Below are 21128 nucleotides of genomic sequence, written 5' to 3'. Positions count from 1 at the left end.
GCTGCCGTGGAATTGCACACCTCAAATACATAGCTGAGTGCTCTGCCCATCGTTGGTTAGGTGGGGTTCATGGAGCGCTTACAGATGATCGCCTGCGCTACCAGTTCGAAGCGATTTCACGCATGCCTATGGAAGAGCAAGAACTGGTACGTGGTCTGCTTGATGCGGTGATTGTTAAACACCAGGTAGCCGGGGCCATTGCCCGTGCAGCAGGGCCAGCGACTAAAGGGAAGGAATAAACGAGCGGCTAAATAAAAGTCGAAAAATCAAAAGTCAGATAAAAAACACCGGCGCGAGGCCGGTGCTGGGTGGGATAGTGTGCTTGGACATGTCAGATCAGCTCGATACGAGACTTTTACAAATCAACATAAGCGTGACAATACCAATTTGACACTACCTCAAAAACATATCGATATCGTCTAGAGCATCCGCAATTTGCCCCGAGATGATATTGTCATCTAGATGTTCACGAAGAGCAATGAGTACTTTTTCTTTATCAAGCTGGCGGTGAATCCTTGCTATATGCCCAAGACAAGTTGCTGCAAGCCCTCTAACATCAGGGCTTTCGTCGCTGAGAAATTCTAAGCATTTATTCTGCACCCATCTCCAATCAGAATCATTTAAAGCAACGAAAACAAGTGCCTCACAAATACTCTTAACATCCCTCGAAGCAAAAGCTTTTTCTAAATCTAGCTTGTTATAAGATTTGGAGTCTTGATAGTTCATTATCGCTTCCCACCAGTAAGAATATTACCTTTACGATCAGCCATACCGGCCTGTTGCAGGGCTTTTTGCATGTCTGGATGCAAGTCACTCCAAGAGCGGACATGGCCGTGATAAGTCGTATCTAGCGTTTTGTCAAAAACAACAAATTCTTTAGAATCGTAGTCAATTCCGACTCGGCGAGGGGATGTTGGTTTAACTTGAATCGAAAAATCTAGCGCTTCTTGACCATTAACCGGAGCACGACTCTTAACTGCATTATCGACTTTCCCGTGGTAGGGAGCAGCTTCATAGTCCAATCGGCGCATGGCGCCTGCACTTTCACCGGCAGCTCCTGTCGCTTTTGCACCAACCCCACCATACAGCCCAGCCATATTAAGCGCTAGGGTAGCCGCCGCCAACAACCGCTCCCCCGTCTCCGGCACCTCCCCCGTGATCGGATTCGACGCCCCGGCCGTAACCAGCAGCTGGCAACCCGCGCCAACCAGCCCCAGCCCGCCACAGCCCTCCGCATACACCGACGCTAGCCACTGCTTCGCCTCGACCGCCCGGCGCTCCTGCACCATCAGGTTCTTCTGCTTTGCGCCTGCAGCTTCCGCATCGCTGACGGCTACCAGCTTCCACTCCTTGCCCGCGGCCGTCTCAACAACTTCATGGCTCACACGGCAATAACCATTGGCGGTCGCGCATGGAACGAGGTCGCCGGGTTTGTGCGTTAGCGAATTATCCGGCCCCATGTCAGAGGCGACGGCCACCGTCTCATGCTCAAGCACGCTCTCGCCCAGCTTGCGCAACTCACCAATCTTGTCCGCCAGAGCCTGGCAAGCACCGGAACTGCCAGCACCTCCCGGGCATTCCTGGGCGAACTGACGTTCCTTCTGCACGAGGTACATTCGCCCGTCCAGGGTTAGGTGGTTGTTCTCCACCGCATTCTTGCCTGCCTGAGACCCCGCCAACGCGCCGCTGCCATCCCCTCCTGCCACGGCACCCGCCAGACCAGAGGCCAAGGTCGCAAGCGCTGAAACGGTCTGTTTCTCCTCCTCGCTCAACTCACTTGGCGGCTTGCCTGGATACAGACGGGTAGCGATCAGCTCCCCTGTCACAGCACCCGCCGCACCCGCCGCCGCACCGCTCCCCTGGACCTGTGCGACCAGCGCACCCAGCACCGCATGGGCCATCAGCCGCGCGGCATCGTTGTCACCGGCCACCTGCTTGATCTGTTGCGCCAGATACGGCGCCGAAGCACCAGCCAGCGCGCCGGCCAGGTTGCCGCCAGCCAAACCTTGTAGCGCCGCCGTAACCGCCTGCGCGGCACGCTGCAGATCGCTGCCGGTACCGTAACGTTGCATAGCGTCCTGGTAGACACTGCTGTGGCGGACCTTCTCGGCATAGTCGCTTGCCGACTCGCTACCACGCTCACCCACGGCCCGCTTGGTCACCCGGCCACGGTCCAGATAATGGTTGGTGATGACCTTGAGCAGATCGTTGAGCTGACTGACGCCCAGGCACTGGCCAATGAACGGCGCCAACAGGCGCTCGCGTTCCCCCGGGGAAAGGCTGTCGGCGCCCTTCAGGGTAATGGTGCGGATGGTGAAGCAGCGGGTGTCTTCTCGCGACGGTGCCTCTACCTGCCCGGCGTCTTTGCCCGGCAGGGCGCGCAACTCGTCGAGACGGCGTTGCTGTTCTTCGAGCAGACGGTTCTGGCGTTCGCGGATCAGGTCCTGGTCGCCGGGCGAGGCGGCCTGGGCCTGGACGTGGCAGAAACTCAGAAACAGTGCACAGAGGGCCCATCCTTGCGCGTGCGATCTATCAACCGACATACCTTTCCCTGGAGCATGGCAAATTGGCGGGCGATGCTATTGCGCAATCACTACAGGGTCAATTGCCCAAAATCTGAAAATTTTAATGGTGCGAGGATGCCCCATCGCCCAAAAAACCGAGCAAACGCTCAAGGACAAGCCTTGTGGCTGAATCGTTACAGGCCATCGATGGTATGAACTTTCAGCGCCCGTCAAACCTCAACCGGATACCCCCGCCATGAGGCCAAGCCCATGAACACCCTGTGCCGCATCACCCTCTTCGCCAGCCTGTCCTGCGCCCTGCCCGCCTGGGCCTGCACACCGGAAGAAGCCACGCAAAAGCGCGAGGAACTGGCCAAGCTGGTGACACAACTGACCGAGCAGAACCCGCAGAAGGCCAAGGAGATCAACGATGAGCTCCAGGGCATGGATCTGGGGACGGCGAGCAAGGACTTGCCGGACAAATGCCAGCTGATCGACAAGCGGGTGAAGGAGTTGAAAGAGGCGGAGCAAAAGGCGGGCTGAATCAAGAAGCCTGACGCTCTTTGTGGGAGTGGCAGTTCGGCGCCCCGGCTTGTGCCGCGATCGGACGCGACGCGACCGCAAACCAGGCCGCCGGGATGTCTCTGGAACACCGCGGTGACTGGGTTGCGGCCGCTTCGCGCCCGATCGCGGCACGAGGCCGCTCCCACAGGGATGGGGGGTTATTCTGCCTTAGGCGTACGCTTTTTCAGCGGTGCCAGGCCATCGGCGCTGGCCAGCGGCGCGTTCGGGCGCGGCTTGGCGGTCGGCTTGCGCTTGGCGGCGGCCTTTTTGTCGCCGGTCTTCTTGTCGACCTTTTTCTTCTTCGCGCCAACCGCCTTGCCCGAAGCCTTGACCTTCTTCGGCCCGCTGTAGGTGCCCTTGACCTCCTTGATGACCCGGCGTTCGAACTGCTGCTTCAGGTAGCGCTCGATGCTCGACATCAGGTTCCAGTCGTTATGGGTGATCAGTGAGATCGCCAGGCCTTCGCCACCGGCACGGCCGGTACGGCCCACACGGTGCACGTACTCGTCACCACTGCGCGGCATGTCGAAGTTGATCACCAGGTCCAGGCCGTCGATGTCCAGGCCACGGGCCGCCACGTCGGTGGCTACCAGCACTTTGGAGCTGCCCTGCTTGAAGCGCTCGATGGCCAGCTTGCGGTCCTTCTGGTCCTTCTCGCCATGCAGGACGAAGGCCTTCACGTCCTTGGCCACCAGGTGACCGTAGATGCGGTCGGCCAGGGCGCGGGTGTTGGTGAAGATGATCGCCTTGTCGAAGGTCTCGTTGGCCAGCAGCCACTGCACGATCGCTTCTTTATGCTGGTCGTGGTCGGCGGTGATGATCTGCTGACGGGTGCCTTCGGCCAGTTGCGAGACGCTGTTGAGCATCAGGTGCTCAGGGTCTTTCAATACCTTGCCGATGATGTCGCGCAGCGCTGCACCGCCGGTGGTGGCGGAGAACAGCAGGGTCTGCTCGCGGTTCTCGCACTCCTTGCACAGGCGCTCCATGTCTTCGGCAAAGCCCATGTCGAGCATGCGGTCGGCTTCGTCGAGGATCATCACCTGCACGTGCGAGAGGTCGAGGTTGCCCGCGTTGAGGTGCTCGAGCAAACGGCCCGGGGTGCCGATCAGCACGTCCGGCACCTTGCGCAGCATCGCGGCCTGCTCCTTGAAGTCTTCGCCGCCAGTGACCAGGCCAGACTTGATGTAGGTGAACTGCGAGAACAGCTGCACCTGCTTGAGGGTCTGCTGGGCCAGCTCGCGGGTCGGCAGCAGGATCAGCGCACGGATCTCGACCCGCGGCCCGCTCAGGTCGACCAGGCGGTTGAGCAGCGGCAGCACGAAGGCTGCGGTCTTGCCGCTGCCGGTCTGCGCCGTGACCCGCAGGTCACGCCCTTGCAGGGCCAGGGGAATGGCCGCCGCCTGCACCGGGGTCGGCTCGACAAATTTAAGCTCGGCCACGGCTTTGAGCAGGCGTTCGTGCAGGGCGAATTGGGAAAACACGGGTGTACCTCAGACAGATGCGGACAATTCGGTTGCATAGGGTAACGTTTTCCGTGGCCAGAGCCGAGTTTCTTTTGGCACCATCAGCGACTTCCGCGCATCGACTGCGCTTCGTTTACTGTGAATATCGGCCTTATCCCATGGACATCCAACGACTCTGGCACGACACCCTCGACCTCTGGGGCGTTCTCGACCAACATCCACTGCTGCACGCGGCCCTCGGCCTTGGCGTGCTGTTGCTGGTATCGCTGCTGGTAGGCCGCCTGGCACGCCTGCTGGTGGTGCACGTCAGCCGTCTGCTGGCCCGTCAGCCCACGCTCCGGTGGCTCGATGACCTGCGCGACAACAAGGTACTGCAGCGCCTGGCGCAGACCACGCCGTCACTGGTGGTGCAGTTCGGCCTGCGCCTGGTGCCGGAGTTGTCCGATACCGCGCAGCATTTCCTGGGCAACCTTGCGCTGGCCTTCACCCTGCTGTTCATGACCCTGGCGGTGTCGTGCCTGCTCGACGCCCTGCTGGACATCTACGCCCGCACCGAACACGCACGCACCCGCTCGATCAAGGGCTATGTGCAACTGGCGAAGATGGCGCTGTGGGTGTTCAGTGCCATCGTCATCGTCGCCACCCTGATCGACCGCTCGCCGCTGTTGCTGCTGTCGGGCCTGGGTGCAATGTCGGCGGTGCTGCTGTTGGTGTACAAGGATACGTTGCTGTCGTTCGTTGCCAGCGTGCAGTTGACCAGCAACGACATGCTGCACGTTGGCGACTGGATCGAGATGCCCCAGGTCGGCGCCGATGGCGATGTGATCGACATCACCCTGCACACGGTCAAGGTGCAGAACCACCCGTGAGTTTTCACCGATTGACTGATCCCTGTGAGTTCTTCAAAAAAATGGACAGCCTTGTCTTCAAGAATTCTTACTAGCAAGACGGCAAGCGCCCATCTCCTTCGTTTCGTCAACAGGCTGTGCTGGTAGTCCAAGATTACGGCTATAGGCCAGCGTTCCCCTTCCTCTATAAACCACCAGAAATGCATTAAGGCTGGTGCGTGCTCCTAGGCCTCTCAGGTCACTTACTCAAATGTCGGCCCGCCTATGGCTCCAGGCCTTCGGTTAATGAACCCTGGCCTAGTGTCCATTTTTCACAACGGGTGCGAGGGAGTTACAGCGTGAGTCAGATTTCAACCTGAGCTGTGCGAGACCTCGGAATACTCATCACTGGCCGAACAAGCCAGCGAGACCATGACGGCATAGTTTTTCGCGAGCTCGTGGAAGCGTGTCACGATCCGACGGTTCTCATTCAGCCAGCCCAAAATGCGCTCGATGATGTTGCGCTGCAGATTCTTGAGCCGATCAACAAGCCTGGCATGGGCTTGGGCTTGGGCTTGGGCGTCGTAGCCCTTGTCGGCAAACAACCACTTGCAGCGTCTACCTAGGCGGCCACGTTGGGCCGATGGAATGCTGAGTTCGTCCAGCAATGGTTGCGCGTGGGTGGAAGCGCAACGGTGTCCCGTTGGCGACGCAGAGCATGAGGATTTGGCTGTCATGCCACTGCGACTGCGGCATAAAGCGTGATCGGCATGCTCGTCGCCCCTCTCTGCTTTCCGAGCGCCAGATGAGGCTCGGGTTGCATGAACTGCGGTCGAGTCGATCATCAAGGTCTGCAGATCGATTGAGCCTTCCTCACTCAATTTCAGGCGGAAGCCTTTGAGCACCTGATCGAATGTCCCCAATTTGCGCCAGCCCCGAAAAATTTGATACACCGTTGACCATGGGCCGCAGCGCTCCGGCATGTCTCGCCGGCCAGTGCTCGAGCAGAGTACCCAAAGCACGCCATCTAGCATCAGTCGGTTACTCAGCCTGCGCCGCCCGCAACCACGGGTTTCAATGTAGAGACCGGAAACCACTGCCCAGGCTTCGTCAGAGAGTTTGTAACGCCATGCCATCACGGAATTCCCTTCCGTCGATGGCGGGTGCCTCTACAAAATCTCTGCGTTCGAGAGGCGCCGACTGGGTTTCTCGGTGTTCCGGACAGAGCCTAGATCGCCAGTGAGCGCCGCCCTTGCTTTGGTAGGTCGGAGTGCACCCTTCTAGTCTTGGAGCCGCACCCACAACACCACACCTTCCTGACGATGGCTTCGTCTCAGAGCCCTCTCTCCAGCAGCCGGTTTGGCAACCGTTGGTCACCAATCAAGGCTTTTTTATTTTAGATAACATAACACCCAGCTATTGATCTTTCTATTGAAAATCTGTCGCATATATATACATCCAATCGCCCCCATCTCACCTTTAAGCCAGCTGTCAAAAACCTCAAACCCTAGAGCCGTAAGGGCTGAGAGAAAAGCGCTAAACAAGACACAATAAAGCGAACAAAAAATTAAATTGTCAATTAATAAAATATTATTGGAGAAAACTCAAAAAACCGCCTTAGAGGATACTAACAGCATACTTTGAATGATGCTTGACAGTGATAGCTCTAGAACTTTAAATCCCCTACCCGAAGCCACCCTGCCCGTGTAAACATGCCTGCAGCAGTCAACCGACAACCTCGCCAGACTCCATACAGGAAGTATCGATTTGTAGTGCTTCCTCGCATCTCCGTATTCAAGGCCGAAAAAGCTGCAAACGATGAAGTACCAGAAGCGGCGGCTATCATCCAAGGTAAATACGTTATCCGACCGTTCAAGAGCGATTCGGGGAAGTACGAACTGAGGAACGTGCCGGTTATTCTTAAACCAGACGGCACCATATGGCACCACGGGTCTCTTTACATTCTGTCAAGAGCGTCAGAGTACAACCCTCCTTCTGACCAGACTCTGAGATCGTATGCAAAGGGCTTAGTAGATTTCATAAATACGTTGTCCGCTGATCAAATAGACTATCTTTCAACCCCACTCAGAAAGAGCATTCGGCCTACTTACCATTACAGAGCCGAACTTGAAGAACGGATAAACGGCAACTTACTTGCAGTTTCTACGGCCAATTCTCGCATTAGTGCAGTAGTAAATTTCTATCGCTGGATGAAAAACCGTTTTGATTACCACCCCACTCAAGATCTTTGGATTGAGGTAAAGAAATACATTCGCTACACCAATCAACAAGGATTTAGTAGCGGCAGAGAAGTCACCGTCACAGATCTCCACATAAAACAATCAAAAGAAGTCAATACAGGTAAGTACATTATAGATGGCGGCAAGCTATATCCATATTGCCAAGAGCAACAACGTACACTCGTCAGAATTCTTTTCGAAACACAAAACACAGAGATGATTCTTAGCTTCCTTGTTGCACTCACAAGCGGAGCACGCTCGCTGGCAACATACACCCTAAGAACCACTGACATAATAAATCCCGAATTAGTGAAAGGGACAGAAGTAGCCATAAGCATAGGGCACCGCACCACCGTCGATAACAAAAACGATAAGCTAATGAATATTTATGTTCCATCATGGCTAAACCGTCTCATTTACACATACATAAATTCTGAACGATATAAAAAAAGAGCTTCTAAGGCGGGCCAACCAACAGATGGCGCTCAATATGTATTCCTCACATCTCGTGGAAACCCGTTTCACATTGCGAAAAGCGACATGAGGAGAGGACAGGACAACCCGATCCAAGAAGGGAACTCTGTTCGAAAATTCGTTTCCGAGACGCTTCAACCTGCTCTAAACAAACTTGAATCACCATTCAAGTTTCGCTTTCACAACCTGAGGGCGTGTTTCGGCATGAACCTCCTTGAGCAAAAGCTTAAAGGTTTGCCAGCAGACTCAGTTGCTTACACACGAGCACTAGGAAAAGTCCAACAGCGCATGGGGCATGCCGAAAGAAGCACCACGGAAAGGTATCTGAATTATCTCGAAGATAAAGAATTGGCATTCGAAGCCCAAAGCATGTTTGAGCAACACTTGCAGAGAATATCGGAGAACCATGTATACAGTTAAGATCAAGTCGTATCTACGCCAGGGCTCCGGCATCACCATTGTGGATATTGACAAGCTCTCCCTACAAGAAATCGATGCCAAAATTGATGAATTAGGGATTCATAGAGTTGCCTTTGCGACTAAAGATGAAGCTGTGTTCCATGTAGGGTCACATTGCTTTCGCAACCGCTATCGTATAGCGAACACCTCATTATATCAGTGCCAGAAATTCGACCTAGACGAAAACAGGTGCAAAGCGTTTGATGGCTGGGCAAGAAACGCCGTTACGGCGGTCAAAACAGGTGCGATCAGCCAGTCTACTTTCATTTCAAATGCACGAGAACTCAATATGTTCCTCTGCTGGAGTTACGAAAACGGATACCCGGATTTATTTGATAACGTTGAGATGTACTACGAAGCTTATTCAGAATACTCAAATTACATTTACGAAATACACATGGGCGGGACATACTCATATCATACCGCCATACTAAAACAAAGCGCCCCCTTTACCGTACTTTACTGGTTCTTCCCAGAGACAACCATTAACTTCAAGCAAGCCCTTCCGAAGGTGCCTATTGGCCGCCAATACACACCAACACCTGTACCTTCAGAAAAAGAAGTCGCTCATGGGCTAGGGTTGTGCACTGAAATCTTCAAGGAACTTGCGGATGCTTTACTGAATGGATGGAAGTACCCATTTAAAGTTAATTTAATGGACGAAAATCTTTGGGTATTTCCTGTCCAATGGTTATGCCACACGCGGAGAGCACAGCCACCTGAATTCATCACAGCGCTTTGGCACTACAAGACAGGCACTTTAATACCGCAGACGGATAGATATCGCATTGAGCGTTATTACCGAGCCTTAGAAACAATCGAAAATGAGAATAAAGATCCCTATGTGCTAACTGCTCACAGACAGCGCCTCGGCAAGTGGGCACATGATAGCTTTCTATTAATGTTTGCAGCCAACACCGGTATGAACGAACAGCAGATAAGAGACCTGGAATGGTTAACCGGTGAGTACGAGATCACCCCGAGCGTGCAAGGCTTCAGAACGGTGAAATGGCGAGCGGGAAGAAAAGTACAGAGTTTCACTATCACAACTCGCTTTGTGAAAGATTTTGAGATTTTCTTGAAACTAAGAGCATTCCTCACAAGGGATAGGCCAAGCAAATCCCTGTTCCTTCAAATTTCGATTTCACTTGAGAAGCGGTGGCGACCGTTGCAACCTAACGCTCTTAGAAAACTAGGGGATTCCATCCGAGAAATCTTAGACGAAAACTTTCCTTACTTAAGCTACCGTAAACTCAGGCTATACAAATATAACTACCTACTGAAAGAGTTCGGTGTTGTAGCTGCCAACCAAATCATGCAGAGCAGTGTTGGCACAATCGCAAAGGCGTATTCAACCGCTGCCGATGACGTGGCCATCAAAGAAGTTAGTGCTTATTACAATTTATTTTCAAAAGCGCACAAGAAAAATCGGAAAAGACGAAAACAAATAAGCATTCCGCCAGGACACTGCATTGAATCTGGAAACGCAATTCCGTTAGTTGAAATCGACCATCCAGTGGTCGAACCGTCGTGCAGCAATTTTATCACATGCCTGTTTTGCGAACACTTTGTTGCCCACGCCACAAATAACGACATCCGAAAACTGATCAGCCTCCGATATTTCCTTGAGCAAATACGAAGCCAGTCCGTTTCAGCTGAAGAATTCGAAAACCTGAATGGAGCGACTATGCAAAAAATCAACTACATCATTGGAAAGCTGCGAGACATCTCCACAGAGATTAGCGACTCGATAGACCAGATTGAAAAAGAGGTATTTACCAACGAAATCCTAACCGACTACTGGGCCGCACTTCTTGACAACCTAGTACGCATTGGAGCGATCAAATGAAATCGACTAACGCTCGCAAACACGTCAACAACGGCAACGATGCTTACCTAAATATGGAAGTATCCGAGATTAATGACGACACGGTCATCAGCCGTGACAAAGACGGCCACATAATTTCGATCCTTGCTCACAACAAATGGACTACACCTCAGCTAAGCAATCATCATCTCAAGGAGTCTACTATATGCTTCTCCAAATTCAGCACAAAAAACAAAATAGAGATTGAAAGCCTAGCTCAGGTAAAAAAAATAATCTGTACACAGATTTTTCGTCCGTCTAGGAGAACAGGCTCTTACCCTAGCCACGACGGTGTTATGTCAAACCTTGGAGCTCTTCGTAAAGTCCACGCATTCGCTTCAGAGAAAGGAATGACAGTAGCAGAACTTTTTGAGAACCCAATTGAGTTCGGGGACTATATTCGAGAGGTTGAATCGCTAATTAATCTCCGAATCCTCCAAACCATGCTCAACAAAGTCGTTGAAGATTTCATCCACCCGGTCTCCCCACTCGCTCTCAAGCTAATAGATCAACTTATCCGAGAGTCCAATGACGAGTCAGAGCAACACCCAGTTATCCCAGGCCGTATCCTATTTGAGAAAATTTCAAACTACAAAGAGATTTTAGAGGAATATAACTCGATTGCTGAAAATATTGAAGAACTTAACCAGCGAGTTGCAGCCAACCCTTACTACGGCAGGATGAAACAAATATCCAAAAATCCAGCGCTGCCTAACGTGCCTTTTAGCCAAGCCATAGATGAGTGCGGCCTCACCAAATTAAGCGAAAAATACAACTTCAATCAACTAGCAAACGTCGGAAACTATCTCAACCGCTGTTACTATGCGGCCAAAATGCTTATACATACATTTACAGCAATGCGGGAACGAGAAGCGTACCTATTGAAGGAGAACTGCATTGAGAAAATCTCAAAAGACACCTATATAGTGCATGGCCTAACAATAAAACTAACGAAGCTGCCTCGCCCAGCCAAATGGATAACTTCCGCAGACATTCTCTACCCTTACGAAACAGCCATGAGAATCACACAGCTCATCAAGCAGCACATGCCAAAATACGTCAACACCCAGGATCTCTTATTTCTATCGGTCACTTACTTGCCAACCTCTAATTACTATAATAAAAAGTCTAAATCAACAAAACTAACTCAAGTTATGCTTGCCCCTTCTAAATGGGAAGAAACCTTTCCAGCCACGATTATCAATCCCGAAGATTTTAATGAGCTATTGATGCTGGATCCTCTCAGGGACTGGCAATCTCAGCCTGAATTCCAACCGGGTGAAAATTGGCGATTAACCACCCACCAGTTCAGACGCTCAATGGCAGTATATGCTGCACAAAGTGGCTTGGTATCGCTGCCCTCCTTAAAACGGATGTTACAACATACCCTGCTGCAAATGTCACTGTACTACACCAAAGGTTTTGCCACAGCTAAATACCTATTCGAGGATCTAAATCCTGAAACCGCCAAATACTTTAGAGAGCAAGCAGTACCAGCAGAAGCCAGTTTGTTCTTGAAAGATGTCATCATGGAAGAAGCAACGCTTCATGGCGCTGCAGGAACTTTCTATGAGCGTAACGTTAAAGATTCGTTCCTGGGCAACATCGCTACCAATTTCGCAGAAACTCTGAAAAAAGTAAAACAGGGGTTACTTTCCTACAAAGAAACTATTCTGGGTGGTTGCCTCAAGGTAGGCGAATGCTTCGAGCGTGCGCATCACAATTATGTCGCCTGCCTCAACTGCAGCAACGCCTGCATTAAAGAAAAGAAGCTTGACCAAGCGGTCTTAATACAAGTGAAAATTATCGAAAGCCTCCCCAAAGGTACGTTCGCGTACAACATAGAGCAGACCAAGCTCAGCATGCTTCAGCGCATCAAAGACAAGATCTCACAGGTGATCGCATGACATCCAATACTCTCAAGCTTTATCAAGCAGCTCTCGAGCGACTGGTTAGCAATCAATCTGTTTCATCAGGCCTAAAAATTAGTTGCGACGAGTTGGCTAAAGCGGCATGCCGTAAAAAGACTTCATCCAGACACGAAGATAACGCTTCCGCAGCATCAATTTCAAATTCCCAGTCACAACTTACTCAGACCGTTAAGGATGACCTGACCTCATGATTTCAGATGTCGTTCGTCAGTATGAAGAAGCCCTTCAGCGGCTGATTGATAATAAGCCAAATATTTTGCCACCAGGCAGCAAGATCACTATCAATAATGTGGCTTTGGAAGCTGGGCGCGGAAAAGGCTCCATCAGAAAAGATCGCGATTGCTTCAAACCACTACGAGAAAATACCAAGGCAGCCGCAGCCAAACAAAAAAAGGAAAATAGCGCCAAACCCAACAAGGGAGCAGAAAAATTGTTCAAAGACCTATATCACGACAGCTTGGCCAGGGAGTTGATGCTCATTTCTCAGATTGATGAGCTGCAGAAAGATCTCTCGGCGCTGAGCAATGTGACCAACATTGCCACACAGAAAGAAAAGAACAGAAAGGCTGCGGAGAAATGAAGGCCCTGGAGACAATCCTCAATTTTTTGTGGGCGGATAAACGAAGCGCCTGGGAGAAGAAGCGAGAACGACTTTTCATCGATGCCGTCAACAAGTTGCAAAACTACTATGTGACTGAACGAGGTGGGCTTTCGATGGATCCTGAAGAGGCCAGGGAGGCTGTCCTCCGCTTCGCTCAACCGCAGGATGCATTGCCTGATGCAATTTCTGATACGACGCCAAAGAGCTTGCTCTCTGAACGTCATGCGTGGACGCGCCTGGATGAGGAGTCCGCGATGCGCTACACGCTCCTCGTTTCTGAAAATGGCCTCTTTTCTATTGTAAGCGCAGAGCGAGTTTCAACCACCACTTCCTTCGATGAATCCCAGGCTGGTCGACCTGCTTTGGAGAGCATCGGGAAAGCTGTTACGAGCATGGAGCTGAAATGGCATGCCAGCCTCAAGTCAGCAGTCCAGGCCTATGAGTACGAACTGAAGGGAGTGAACTGATGGGCGGAAAACGAAAGCCATTTATTACCACCAAGGCGATCAGCGAGGCCATCGTGTGGTCGGGCAAAACAAAAGGATGGAATCAGCAACTGACTCAAGAGGTGTGGGAGTTATCGTCTCTCCATCTGTCAGAGGATGTGATTCGAAGCGCTTTTTCCCCGATACTCTCAAAGCCTACTGTTTCAGCGCTATTCAACCGAAATGTGTACACCGTCTCAGGGAAAGAAGAGCTTCAATTCGAGTGCCCACCAAGCGCTATCAGCAATCCTTGCTACATCCTAAGTGAGATGCTGCGCGATCTGATCCAGAAGCAATGGCCTATGGACAGGCTGCCTCCAATCGACACCGAATGGAATGACTTTAATGAGGCTCTTTTCGAGACACTCTTTGATTTGGGATTTTCATCGCGTCGCTTGAGAGGCCGGAAACTTGAGCAAGATATGGGTATTTGAGTTGAAAACGGTGGGCTGTCGGGGTAGTCTTACTGAGTCCACGAGGACTAGGATTACCTGGACTCCTGCGGTCAGCCTGCAAAGCTAATGTTCCAGGCTAGAACACCCTACTCAACCCATGTGTAATGAATGCTTGTCGTTTAAGCTGACAGCGACGCCTTAAGCATTCATAGTCATGCATATAGGTTGAGTAGGTTCTAAAGTACACGTCATGTACTACTTACCCTCATCCGGTTTTACGTGCATGCCTGTGGAGTTCCAGGTGGGCCATTTCACGCTTCCACTCGCTGACAAACTTCTCCCAGTCCCGGTAGTACGTGCCTTCCACTAGGCGTGTTGATCCCCGGCTCGCACAGTGAAAGCGTTCTCGCCATGGCTGCGGAATGTCTAGGTCGCGCACAATCAAGGTTCCGTCTGGCCTTTCGGTGGACGGTACTGATGGGAGTGAGCCTCGTTGTTCTTGGGGATCGATGTCATCGAGGATGGCTAGGACGTCAGTGGCTCGTGGATCACCAGGTGTGAGATCTGCGAGCGACCACAGTGCTTTCCTCCATGCGGTTTCGCGAAGGTGCAGATCCTCATCACTGGCCATGGCGTGGATCCCTAGTCGGACTTGTGACCGAGCCCGCCCTCGCCGGCAAGCCTTTCTTCGACGAACTCGATGGACATCTCCAGCTCCTCCTCGGCTTCCTTGAAGACCGAATTGAGGGATGGGTGAGCACCGGAGGCGCGGAGCTTTCCTAGCAACTTCAGGAGTTCTCGGCCCTGGCTCATCGGCATTTGAATGCTGCAGTACACGGTGTCGTTGGCATCTCTGCTCATGGGATCTCCAAAAATTAGTCGTGGTCGGGCGCGCCCTGGCGGGTCGGCTGTCGTGAACCAAGCCGCTCGCCTGGTGGCGGCGTCTCGGCCCTGCGGGCTTCCATCCTCGCGCCTGCGCGCTCCGCTTGCCGACGAAGCCCTCACACCAAGTCACTGGCTCTCTCACTCTCCAGCCAATGCCATCGAGATCTGGTCTCTACATAATTTTCAGTACGTCACTTTCTATGCCTAGTAATATCGAAAAAATGTTAAACCTCACAATTATCAACACCTCCACTAATGTTGTCTAGCGCAACTAAGGGTATGCCAACTGCATACCCTGAAGTTCACTCGACAGCGACATAAACGCTTGATAGCCTTCATCAAGGTTACTCACCAATTTCAATCTTTCGGCTCCTCTAAGTTCACACTCAGCACATCAAGAATATGGACACACCAACCGAGATCACCCTCGCAGAGTTCAGAGAACGCTATCCGCTGCTGTTCTCTGACCCATCTGTGGATGACATCTACTGCAGCCGTGGATGGCGTGACCTTCTGGTTTCCCTGTGCGACACGCTTCAGGCGCACTTGGATCGGCATCCAGAGGTGCCACAGGTCGTGGCGGCACAGGTGAAGTCAAAGTTTGGCGAGCTGCATTTCTTCTATGACGGTGGCGATAGCTACTGCATGGGTGCTGTTGCCCTTGCCGAACAGATGTCGCTGAAGACCTGCGAGCAGTGCGGTGCGCCCGGCAAGCTCTCCACTGGCAGGTGGGTAAGTACGCTCTGCCCTATGCACGATGGCAGCCCCCATGCAGGAGAAAGCTAGTGCCCAAGATTATCAAACTCAGCCAGGCGCGGAGGCGCTTTCGACGGCTCGCCGCGCTCGTCGTAAAAAGGCACTCATTCATCATCACCAAGCACGGTAAACCCTATCTGTTCATGGATGCACCCGAGCAATGGAACAATCCAAAGTCTGGAAATTCCAGGGAAGGAGTACCTTTGTACTCCTCTGTAGAACAGCTTTACCAGGCGCACCACGGCCCAGAGCTGTGATCGAGGATAAGAGACATGAGCGAGGGGAGTGTGAACTCACTCACGGCACGTGAGGTTTCTCAGGTTCTGCGAGAGGTCGTGTTCGGTCGAAGCCAGATGCGAAAGACCGGGCACCAGAGATGGGACGAGATGTTTGTCGGCCTTTTCGTGATCGACATCGAAGGTTGGCGCATCACCGTTTTCAATGACTGTGATGAGCTGGACTACTGCGAGCGGTGCGAAAGCCCGGATGGGCGGGTTTGGTGTTTCGACCCTGGTGATCGATACGGGACAGATCCGATTGCCCTGCTCAGCATCTGGGAGCACGAAACGCTTCAGAGCCTGCTGAGATCGCTTTGAGAGTGGTCACGCCGTGCGCGAGCAGCCGCTTTCCACGGAAGGATCGCCTCCCTGTTTGAAATACACCAATCTCTTCGCAGCAGGTCATGTGCTCACTCTGGAGGCTGTGATTCGCCCCCTACCGAATGCATCTGGTGCTTTCAATTTCGGTCGCGTGCGTTTCCAGCACCTTCTGCTAGTCCTGCCACAGCAATACCAAATCAGCGCTACTCATAGTGTCCCCATTTGGGAACATTAAGCTCAAAAAACACGTTAATAATCCCATTCGGGGACATTACATGACGCGCTGCCAGCACCTCTTGCGCCCCCCTGTCAGGTAAAATATTGGGGGTTTTAGACTGATTTTTTGGAGCGCCTGCAGCATATGCCTCATCTGCTCAAACTTGCCCAGAACCTGGTCGGTCGTGACTTCGTCGTAGGTGACATCCACTTCAAAAGCATCGAGCTTCACAAGGGCCTCAAGGCGCTTGGATTCGACCAGTCCGTCGACCGCCTGATCGCCGTGGGAGACCTCATTGATCGTGGCCCAGGTATGTTTGATGGACTGAAGCTCTTGGGCGAGCCCTGGTTCTTCACGGTCAGGGGCAATCACGAGCAAATGCTCATCGATGCCTATCGCGAAAACCCCGCTCTCCCCTACTCTGCCCATGGTGCGCGATGGTGGCTGACGATAGACGACGGCTCGAAGCCCATGATCATCGAAAAGCTGGAAAGCTTGCCGCTGGCTATCGAGCTGGAAACAGCACAAGGCCTGGTCGGCGTAGTGCACGCGGATGTGCCTGTAGGGCTGAGCTGGGATGACTTCACCAATAGCCTTGATAACCCACAGCTTCAAGACGTTGCCCTGTGGGGCCGCGAGCGGATCAAAAAACATCACCGTGGAGGTGTCTCAGGGGCATGGCGCGTTTGCGTCGGCCACACCTGGATACCGTATGCACTTCGACTCGGGAATGTCCTTGCCCTGGATGTAACGGGTGGCGGTAATGGCGCTTTGGCGATCTACTCCGTGCAGGACGACACCATCTACGTCGACGGTGTGCCTGTAGGCCTTGATCAAGTTAATCGACTTGGTGAGCAGTTGATTGAGCTTGAGGGATCGTTGACCTCACTGAAGACCCTAGTGCACGCAAACAAGCTGCTCGAGTCCCAGATCGCTAGCCGTGAAGCCGAAGTCCGAGCGAAGCAGATCAGCTCCGCCTGGCTGAACGTGGCTGACGAGATCGCCGGCATGCAGCAGTTGGTGAATGCTCTCCATGGATTGAGTCTTCTCTCTGGGGAGCGCCGCTCGGCCAAACTGGAAGAGCTACACGGTCGATACGCGGGCACACCTACTGGTGATTTACTCGTTCGGCTCTTCGGCCCTAGAAGTGCAAACTGATGACCTCGTAGACGATGATCGGGCGTGCCCTAACGGGAGCCGGCTGTCGTAAACCGAGTCATCGCCTGACGTCGATGTCTCGGCCCTGCGGGCTTTCATCCGGCACGCCTGCGCGCTCCGCTTGCTGTAAAGCGATTGACCGAATTCAGCGATCTGCCCCCGAAGCCGAGGCACGACGAATACCCCCCGCGAGTTAAATCGGAAAAAATATCCGAAAAATGTGAACGTATTTGCCCCGGCATCCCCAGCGCAGCAACGGCTGCAGGGCATAATGAAATCCGAAAAAATGTTCGCTCACTGACGCTGGTTCGAACTCGACGGCACTCTGAGTTGATCTCAGGCCATCTGCTAATGCCCCTCTTTGGCGGGGCCGGCCATTACCTGAAGCTGGTAATCAGTGACCGCTTGAAATCGATGCTCTGCCATTTCCCTGGGGCGTTCCAGCTCTACTCCAGATAGGCCCATCTCGACTTGATTTGCCACCGGGGCCATCGCCTTAGCGGGCCCCGGATTGGATGAAGCGCTACTCACCCCACCAGGCCTTCATCACTCTCTGAATGACTGCCCTGAAGAGCTCTCTGAACAGTGCTCGTGCCGCCTGCTCTGCCAACCATTGCCCTGCCGATTTAAGTCCTTGCATTGCCCTACTCCTCATAAATTTGATTTCAATGAACGCGCCTTCGTCACAAGGTCGGTACTTCCCACCTGCTCAGTGAGCTGCGAGGAGATGGCCAATAATGAGCCCTTGCAAGGAGGGCTTTGAGGTGGGGTTTGCATGGTTTCACGCTTTGGATCGAAGCCAAGGTCATCGCTGGGATGCCGTTAGGGCACCCATCCAAGAGCCAGACAGCAATCACATTTGAGAGGTGAGAATTCATAACTGAGTCCACATTCCCCCCCCCCGACAGCGACCTGTTCATGGATCACGTGCCTGACCAGAGCGCTCTTCACCTCTCGGTAGTCGCCCTCCACAAACATGAGCCTAAAAAGCTGATGCCCTATACCTAGAGCTTGGTGTAGCCTATCGCCATCACTCATTCCAAGGAACGGCATGCCAAGCGAATTAACTCGAGACTGAACACCGGAATCAAACAATACAGCCGGAAATATTAAATTATTCCGTACATTGAAAACAGGCACGTATAATTAGGCACATTAATGAGCAGATTGATTGTAGTAAAAGGCGAACCCAACAACTTCAACTCAGAGCTTGGCGTTGTGATACCGATTGGCTCACAAGACATGGAAGGTAATTTTACACCCGTATCAATTGATGATTACCCCAACACCGGAATCTTCATATCAAAAGGCTACAGCAAAATCGATGAGAATTTTAAAGAAAACGAACTATTCATACTTAGAGACATTCAGCCCACAGATAACGACTGGGAAGCAAATCGTCGACTTCAGAAATACTATGCGTTAGGGGATTGGGCCGAACACCTTGAACACAACCTACTAATTCCCATTTTTGACATGCCACCTCCCGATCTAGCTACGGGGGTATGTGAGCCCAGTCGTGACCTGCCAAAAGGTAGTATTTTCTTTGCCGAACATGATGAGCAAATTTATGGCCCGTTTGTAGCTTCCCGAGAAGATGAGGCTTGGATTGCATCTCCACTCACGGGTCAGTCTCCACTGAATCTTCCAAACGATCACATAGCCAAATTCAATACTCTCGACCTTACGCCTGGCAGCGACTTCGTAGCCTTTGATATTGGTGGCCGAAAGAACAAATTCATTACATCATTAAAACGACTTGGCAAAATAAACTCTGAAAAGATTGACTACATTACAGATGCGAAGCTTGTAAAAGTTTTCGCCAAATCTGGCTTCGCTAAAGACATTCCGGGGCTTGGCAAACAAGAAGCGAACAAGCTAATTCAGCAGCTAGATGCATATCGAAAAAAATCCAAGACCAAAGATAATAGCCCTCGACTTGCTCGCTTGGAAAAAGTATTACCTGAATTCTTGAACGCAGCTGACTACGGCAAAGAAATCATAGAGCGCTTCTTGCTTGACAACATTGAGGGAAGGCGCTATCTAGACAACTTCTTTTCCGAGCACCGGGATATTCTGGTAAAAGAAAAACTAGATGAGATCGAAAAACAAACCCAAATCAAGAAAGATGAATCAACTAAAGAACTCAATGAGTTAACTAGGCAAATCGAGGTCAAAAACAAGCAACTTATTGACATCGGACGCAAGGTCGACGATGAGAGAGCGAACGCGGAAATCGCAGTCAAAAAAATACAAGCACAAACTGAAGAGCAGGCGCACCAGAGCTTACTAGCCAAACAGAAAGAACTTACAACCAAGAATCTTCAGCTTGAAGAAGATGGGAAAAATCTTAGCCTCAAGTGCTCTGAGATTGAGTCCCGCTACAGCGACTTGAGCACCATTGTAAAACTGAAAGAAGAGATTCAGTACCTACGACGTGTACAGGATGACTTGAACAAAGCGAACATAGAAGTAGAGCGCACCGTCCAAAGTCAAAGAAGCCTCGTGGCTCACCCGGACTTGAGCACCAGACTTACAGAGCTTAAAACTTTGCTACAGATGCTGAATGGACAACCAGCACTTAGAACCGAACAACCTATATACCATACAATCAAAGCAGCACCATCCAAGCTTACAAAAGACAACCGATCCGCTTTTATTTCACACCTATCCGCTCAATTCCAAGACGAAGATGGTCGCCCATTGACGTTCGAAGAGACGGCAACCCTACTAATCTGTTTGAGCCAATCATTCCTCACGATTTTCACCGGCCCACCTGGCACTGGAAAAACTTCTACTGCTGTGAGACTTGCCAAGTATCTTCGACTTTACGAAGAGGACGAAGCAAACCAAATATCAAACTTCCTCAGCATCCCAGTAGGTAGAGGGTGGGTAGCCACCAGAGACATACTTGGCTTCTTCAACAGTTTAAAAGGCGTATATCAACCTTCGCGCTCTGGACTGTATCAGTTCCTTAAGTCTGATTCCGAGAGTGCAATCAATTTCACAAAACTCGTTTTACTAGACGAAGCCAATCTTTCTAGCGTGGAACATTACTGGTCTGACTTCCTCGGAATGTGTGACTCCAAAGGAGCGCAGCGCACCATTGATATTGGCCACTCAGAACCCGCAGAGCGATTCCTTCGCGTAGGCGAGAATCTTCGATTTATTGCAACGATCAATAATGACGCCACCACTGAAAAGCTTTCCCCTCGCCTTCTTGACCGTGCTCCAATTATAAACTTCTCCGATACTGCCCCACTCTCTGAAGGTAGCGCGCAAGTCCTACCAGAGTTTGATGGCGCTTTTGGCCATCAAGACATCTTGGCCACATTCGATGTCTCTTCTAACGAAGCGGAACTTCGGCCCGACCAAAAGTCGGCATTTGAAGAAATAATTGCAATTCTAAACAATCCAAGTCAAAAAGGTGGCGCTATCAAGATTAGCCATCGAAAAATCAACTCTGTCACCCGGTTCTGCCATATAGCAAACGAGATTCCGGAAATGAGATCCCAGCCGCTTGACCTTGCTATCTCAATGCATATTCTTCCGCTCATCCAAGGTCACGGACAAGCTTTCAAAGAGCGCTTGAGCAAACTAGAACAAACATTAGCAGATCTAGAGTTCGTCATTTCTCGTAAGCGCCTAAAGTCCCTTATTGAAGAAGGGGATAATTACGCCGAGTCTTACTCCTACTTCTAAG

The 21128-nt window shown here is 51.8% G+C and carries 18 protein-coding genes and 1 pseudogene; 14 read left to right on the top strand and 5 right to left on the bottom strand.

Annotation, left to right across the window (positions count from 1 at the left end; all coding sequences use genetic code 11):
• On the top strand, window positions 1-239 hold a 239-nt coding region (locus tag AC2CGW_RS22965), incomplete at its 5' end, for a hypothetical protein (protein WP_484574657.1).
• A gap of 154 nt (window positions 240-393) precedes the next feature.
• Here the strand turns inward: AC2CGW_RS22965 and AC2CGW_RS22960 are convergent.
• Together AC2CGW_RS22960 and AC2CGW_RS22955 are read right to left on the bottom strand one after the other, a co-directional pair.
• Entirely contained in the window at window positions 394-726 is a 333-nt protein-coding gene (locus tag AC2CGW_RS22960) for a hypothetical protein (protein ID WP_186711079.1), read from the bottom strand.
• Entirely contained in the window at window positions 726-2543 is a 1818-nt protein-coding gene (locus AC2CGW_RS22955) for a VENN motif pre-toxin domain-containing protein (protein ID WP_484574656.1), read from the bottom strand. Before AC2CGW_RS22955 ends, AC2CGW_RS22960 begins: the two co-directional genes overlap by 1 nt.
• 231 nt (window positions 2544-2774) lie before the next feature.
• Between AC2CGW_RS22955 and AC2CGW_RS22950 the strand changes: the two genes are divergently transcribed.
• Window positions 2775-3047, top strand: a complete 273-nt coding sequence (locus AC2CGW_RS22950; RefSeq protein WP_288376313.1) for a hypothetical protein — start codon at window positions 2775-2777, stop codon at window positions 3045-3047.
• Window positions 3048-3226: 179 nt separating this feature from the next.
• Here AC2CGW_RS22950 and AC2CGW_RS22945 read toward each other — a convergent pair whose 3' ends face one another.
• Window positions 3227-4549: a DEAD/DEAH box helicase gene (locus AC2CGW_RS22945; RefSeq protein ID WP_186721218.1), complete on the bottom strand. Its 1323-nt coding sequence runs from the start codon at window positions 4547-4549 to the stop codon at window positions 3227-3229.
• Between the two features lie 140 nt (window positions 4550-4689).
• On the opposite strand from AC2CGW_RS22945, the pseudogene AC2CGW_RS22940 reads away from it, so the two are divergent.
• Window positions 4690-5391: pseudogene (locus tag AC2CGW_RS22940) on the top strand (mechanosensitive ion channel domain-containing protein); the annotation flags it as partial.
• A gap of 338 nt (window positions 5392-5729) precedes the next feature.
• On the opposite strand, the gene AC2CGW_RS22935 reads toward AC2CGW_RS22940, so the two are convergent.
• Window positions 5730-6494, bottom strand: a complete 765-nt coding sequence (locus tag AC2CGW_RS22935) for an IS5 family transposase (RefSeq protein WP_484574655.1) — start codon at window positions 6492-6494, stop codon at window positions 5730-5732.
• A gap of 576 nt (window positions 6495-7070) precedes the next feature.
• Here AC2CGW_RS22935 and AC2CGW_RS22930 point away from each other — a divergent pair.
• The 6 genes from AC2CGW_RS22930 to AC2CGW_RS22905 all read left to right on the top strand — a co-directional run bounded on the left by AC2CGW_RS22930 (window position 7071) and on the right by AC2CGW_RS22905 (window position 13849).
• Window positions 7071-8492, top strand: coding sequence for a site-specific integrase (locus tag AC2CGW_RS22930; RefSeq protein WP_484574654.1), 1422 nt, complete (start codon window positions 7071-7073; stop codon window positions 8490-8492).
• Window positions 8479-10380 carry an integrase gene (locus tag AC2CGW_RS22925; RefSeq protein ID WP_484574653.1) on the top strand — a complete coding sequence of 634 codons (1902 nt, stop codon included), beginning with the start codon at window positions 8479-8481 and terminating at the stop codon, window positions 10378-10380. Before AC2CGW_RS22930 ends, AC2CGW_RS22925 begins: the two co-directional genes overlap by 14 nt.
• The gene (locus AC2CGW_RS22920; RefSeq protein ID WP_484574652.1) at window positions 10377-12305 is read left to right on the top strand and encodes an integrase; all 1929 of its coding nucleotides are present in this window, start codon (window positions 10377-10379) and stop codon (window positions 12303-12305) included. Before AC2CGW_RS22925 ends, AC2CGW_RS22920 begins: the two co-directional genes overlap by 4 nt.
• A 211-nt stretch (window positions 12306-12516) precedes the next feature.
• Window positions 12517-12909, top strand: a complete 393-nt coding sequence (locus tag AC2CGW_RS22915) for a hypothetical protein (RefSeq protein WP_484574651.1) — start codon at window positions 12517-12519, stop codon at window positions 12907-12909.
• Window positions 12906-13397 carry a hypothetical protein gene (locus tag AC2CGW_RS22910; protein WP_484574650.1) on the top strand — a complete coding sequence of 164 codons (492 nt, stop codon included), beginning with the start codon at window positions 12906-12908 and terminating at the stop codon, window positions 13395-13397. Before AC2CGW_RS22915 ends, AC2CGW_RS22910 begins: the two co-directional genes overlap by 4 nt.
• Window positions 13397-13849: a hypothetical protein gene (locus AC2CGW_RS22905; protein WP_484574649.1), complete on the top strand. Its 453-nt coding sequence runs from the start codon at window positions 13397-13399 to the stop codon at window positions 13847-13849. Before AC2CGW_RS22910 ends, AC2CGW_RS22905 begins: the two co-directional genes overlap by 1 nt.
• A gap of 603 nt (window positions 13850-14452) precedes the next feature.
• Here the strand turns inward: AC2CGW_RS22905 and AC2CGW_RS22900 are convergent.
• Window positions 14453-14671, bottom strand: coding sequence for a hypothetical protein (locus AC2CGW_RS22900; protein ID WP_274140209.1), 219 nt, complete (start codon window positions 14669-14671; stop codon window positions 14453-14455).
• A 426-nt stretch (window positions 14672-15097) separates the two neighbouring features.
• Between AC2CGW_RS22900 and AC2CGW_RS22895 the strand changes: the two genes are divergently transcribed.
• From AC2CGW_RS22895 to AC2CGW_RS22875, 5 genes are all read left to right on the top strand, one after another.
• Complete coding sequence (locus tag AC2CGW_RS22895; RefSeq protein ID WP_409262950.1) at window positions 15098-15481, top strand: hypothetical protein; 384 nt, start codon at window positions 15098-15100, stop codon at window positions 15479-15481.
• On the top strand, window positions 15481-15708 hold the full coding sequence (locus AC2CGW_RS22890; protein ID WP_484574648.1) for a hypothetical protein: 228 nt from the start codon (window positions 15481-15483) through the stop codon (window positions 15706-15708). Before AC2CGW_RS22895 ends, AC2CGW_RS22890 begins: the two co-directional genes overlap by 1 nt.
• A 15-nt stretch (window positions 15709-15723) precedes the next feature.
• The gene (locus AC2CGW_RS22885) at window positions 15724-16047 is read left to right on the top strand and encodes a DUF7693 family protein (protein ID WP_409262948.1); all 324 of its coding nucleotides are present in this window, start codon (window positions 15724-15726) and stop codon (window positions 16045-16047) included.
• A 364-nt stretch (window positions 16048-16411) separates the two neighbouring features.
• Window positions 16412-17425, top strand: coding sequence for a metallophosphoesterase (locus tag AC2CGW_RS22880; protein WP_484574647.1), 1014 nt, complete (start codon window positions 16412-16414; stop codon window positions 17423-17425).
• A gap of 1158 nt (window positions 17426-18583) precedes the next feature.
• On the top strand, window positions 18584-21127 hold the full coding sequence (locus tag AC2CGW_RS22875) for a hypothetical protein (protein ID WP_409262946.1): 2544 nt from the start codon (window positions 18584-18586) through the stop codon (window positions 21125-21127).
• Window position 21128 lies beyond the last annotated feature (1 nt).

Source organism: Pseudomonas sp. SYWMCR5 (assembly GCF_057197165.1).
The sequence above is the reverse complement of the archived record's forward strand: the minus strand, read 5'-3'. Positions and strand labels throughout refer to the sequence as shown.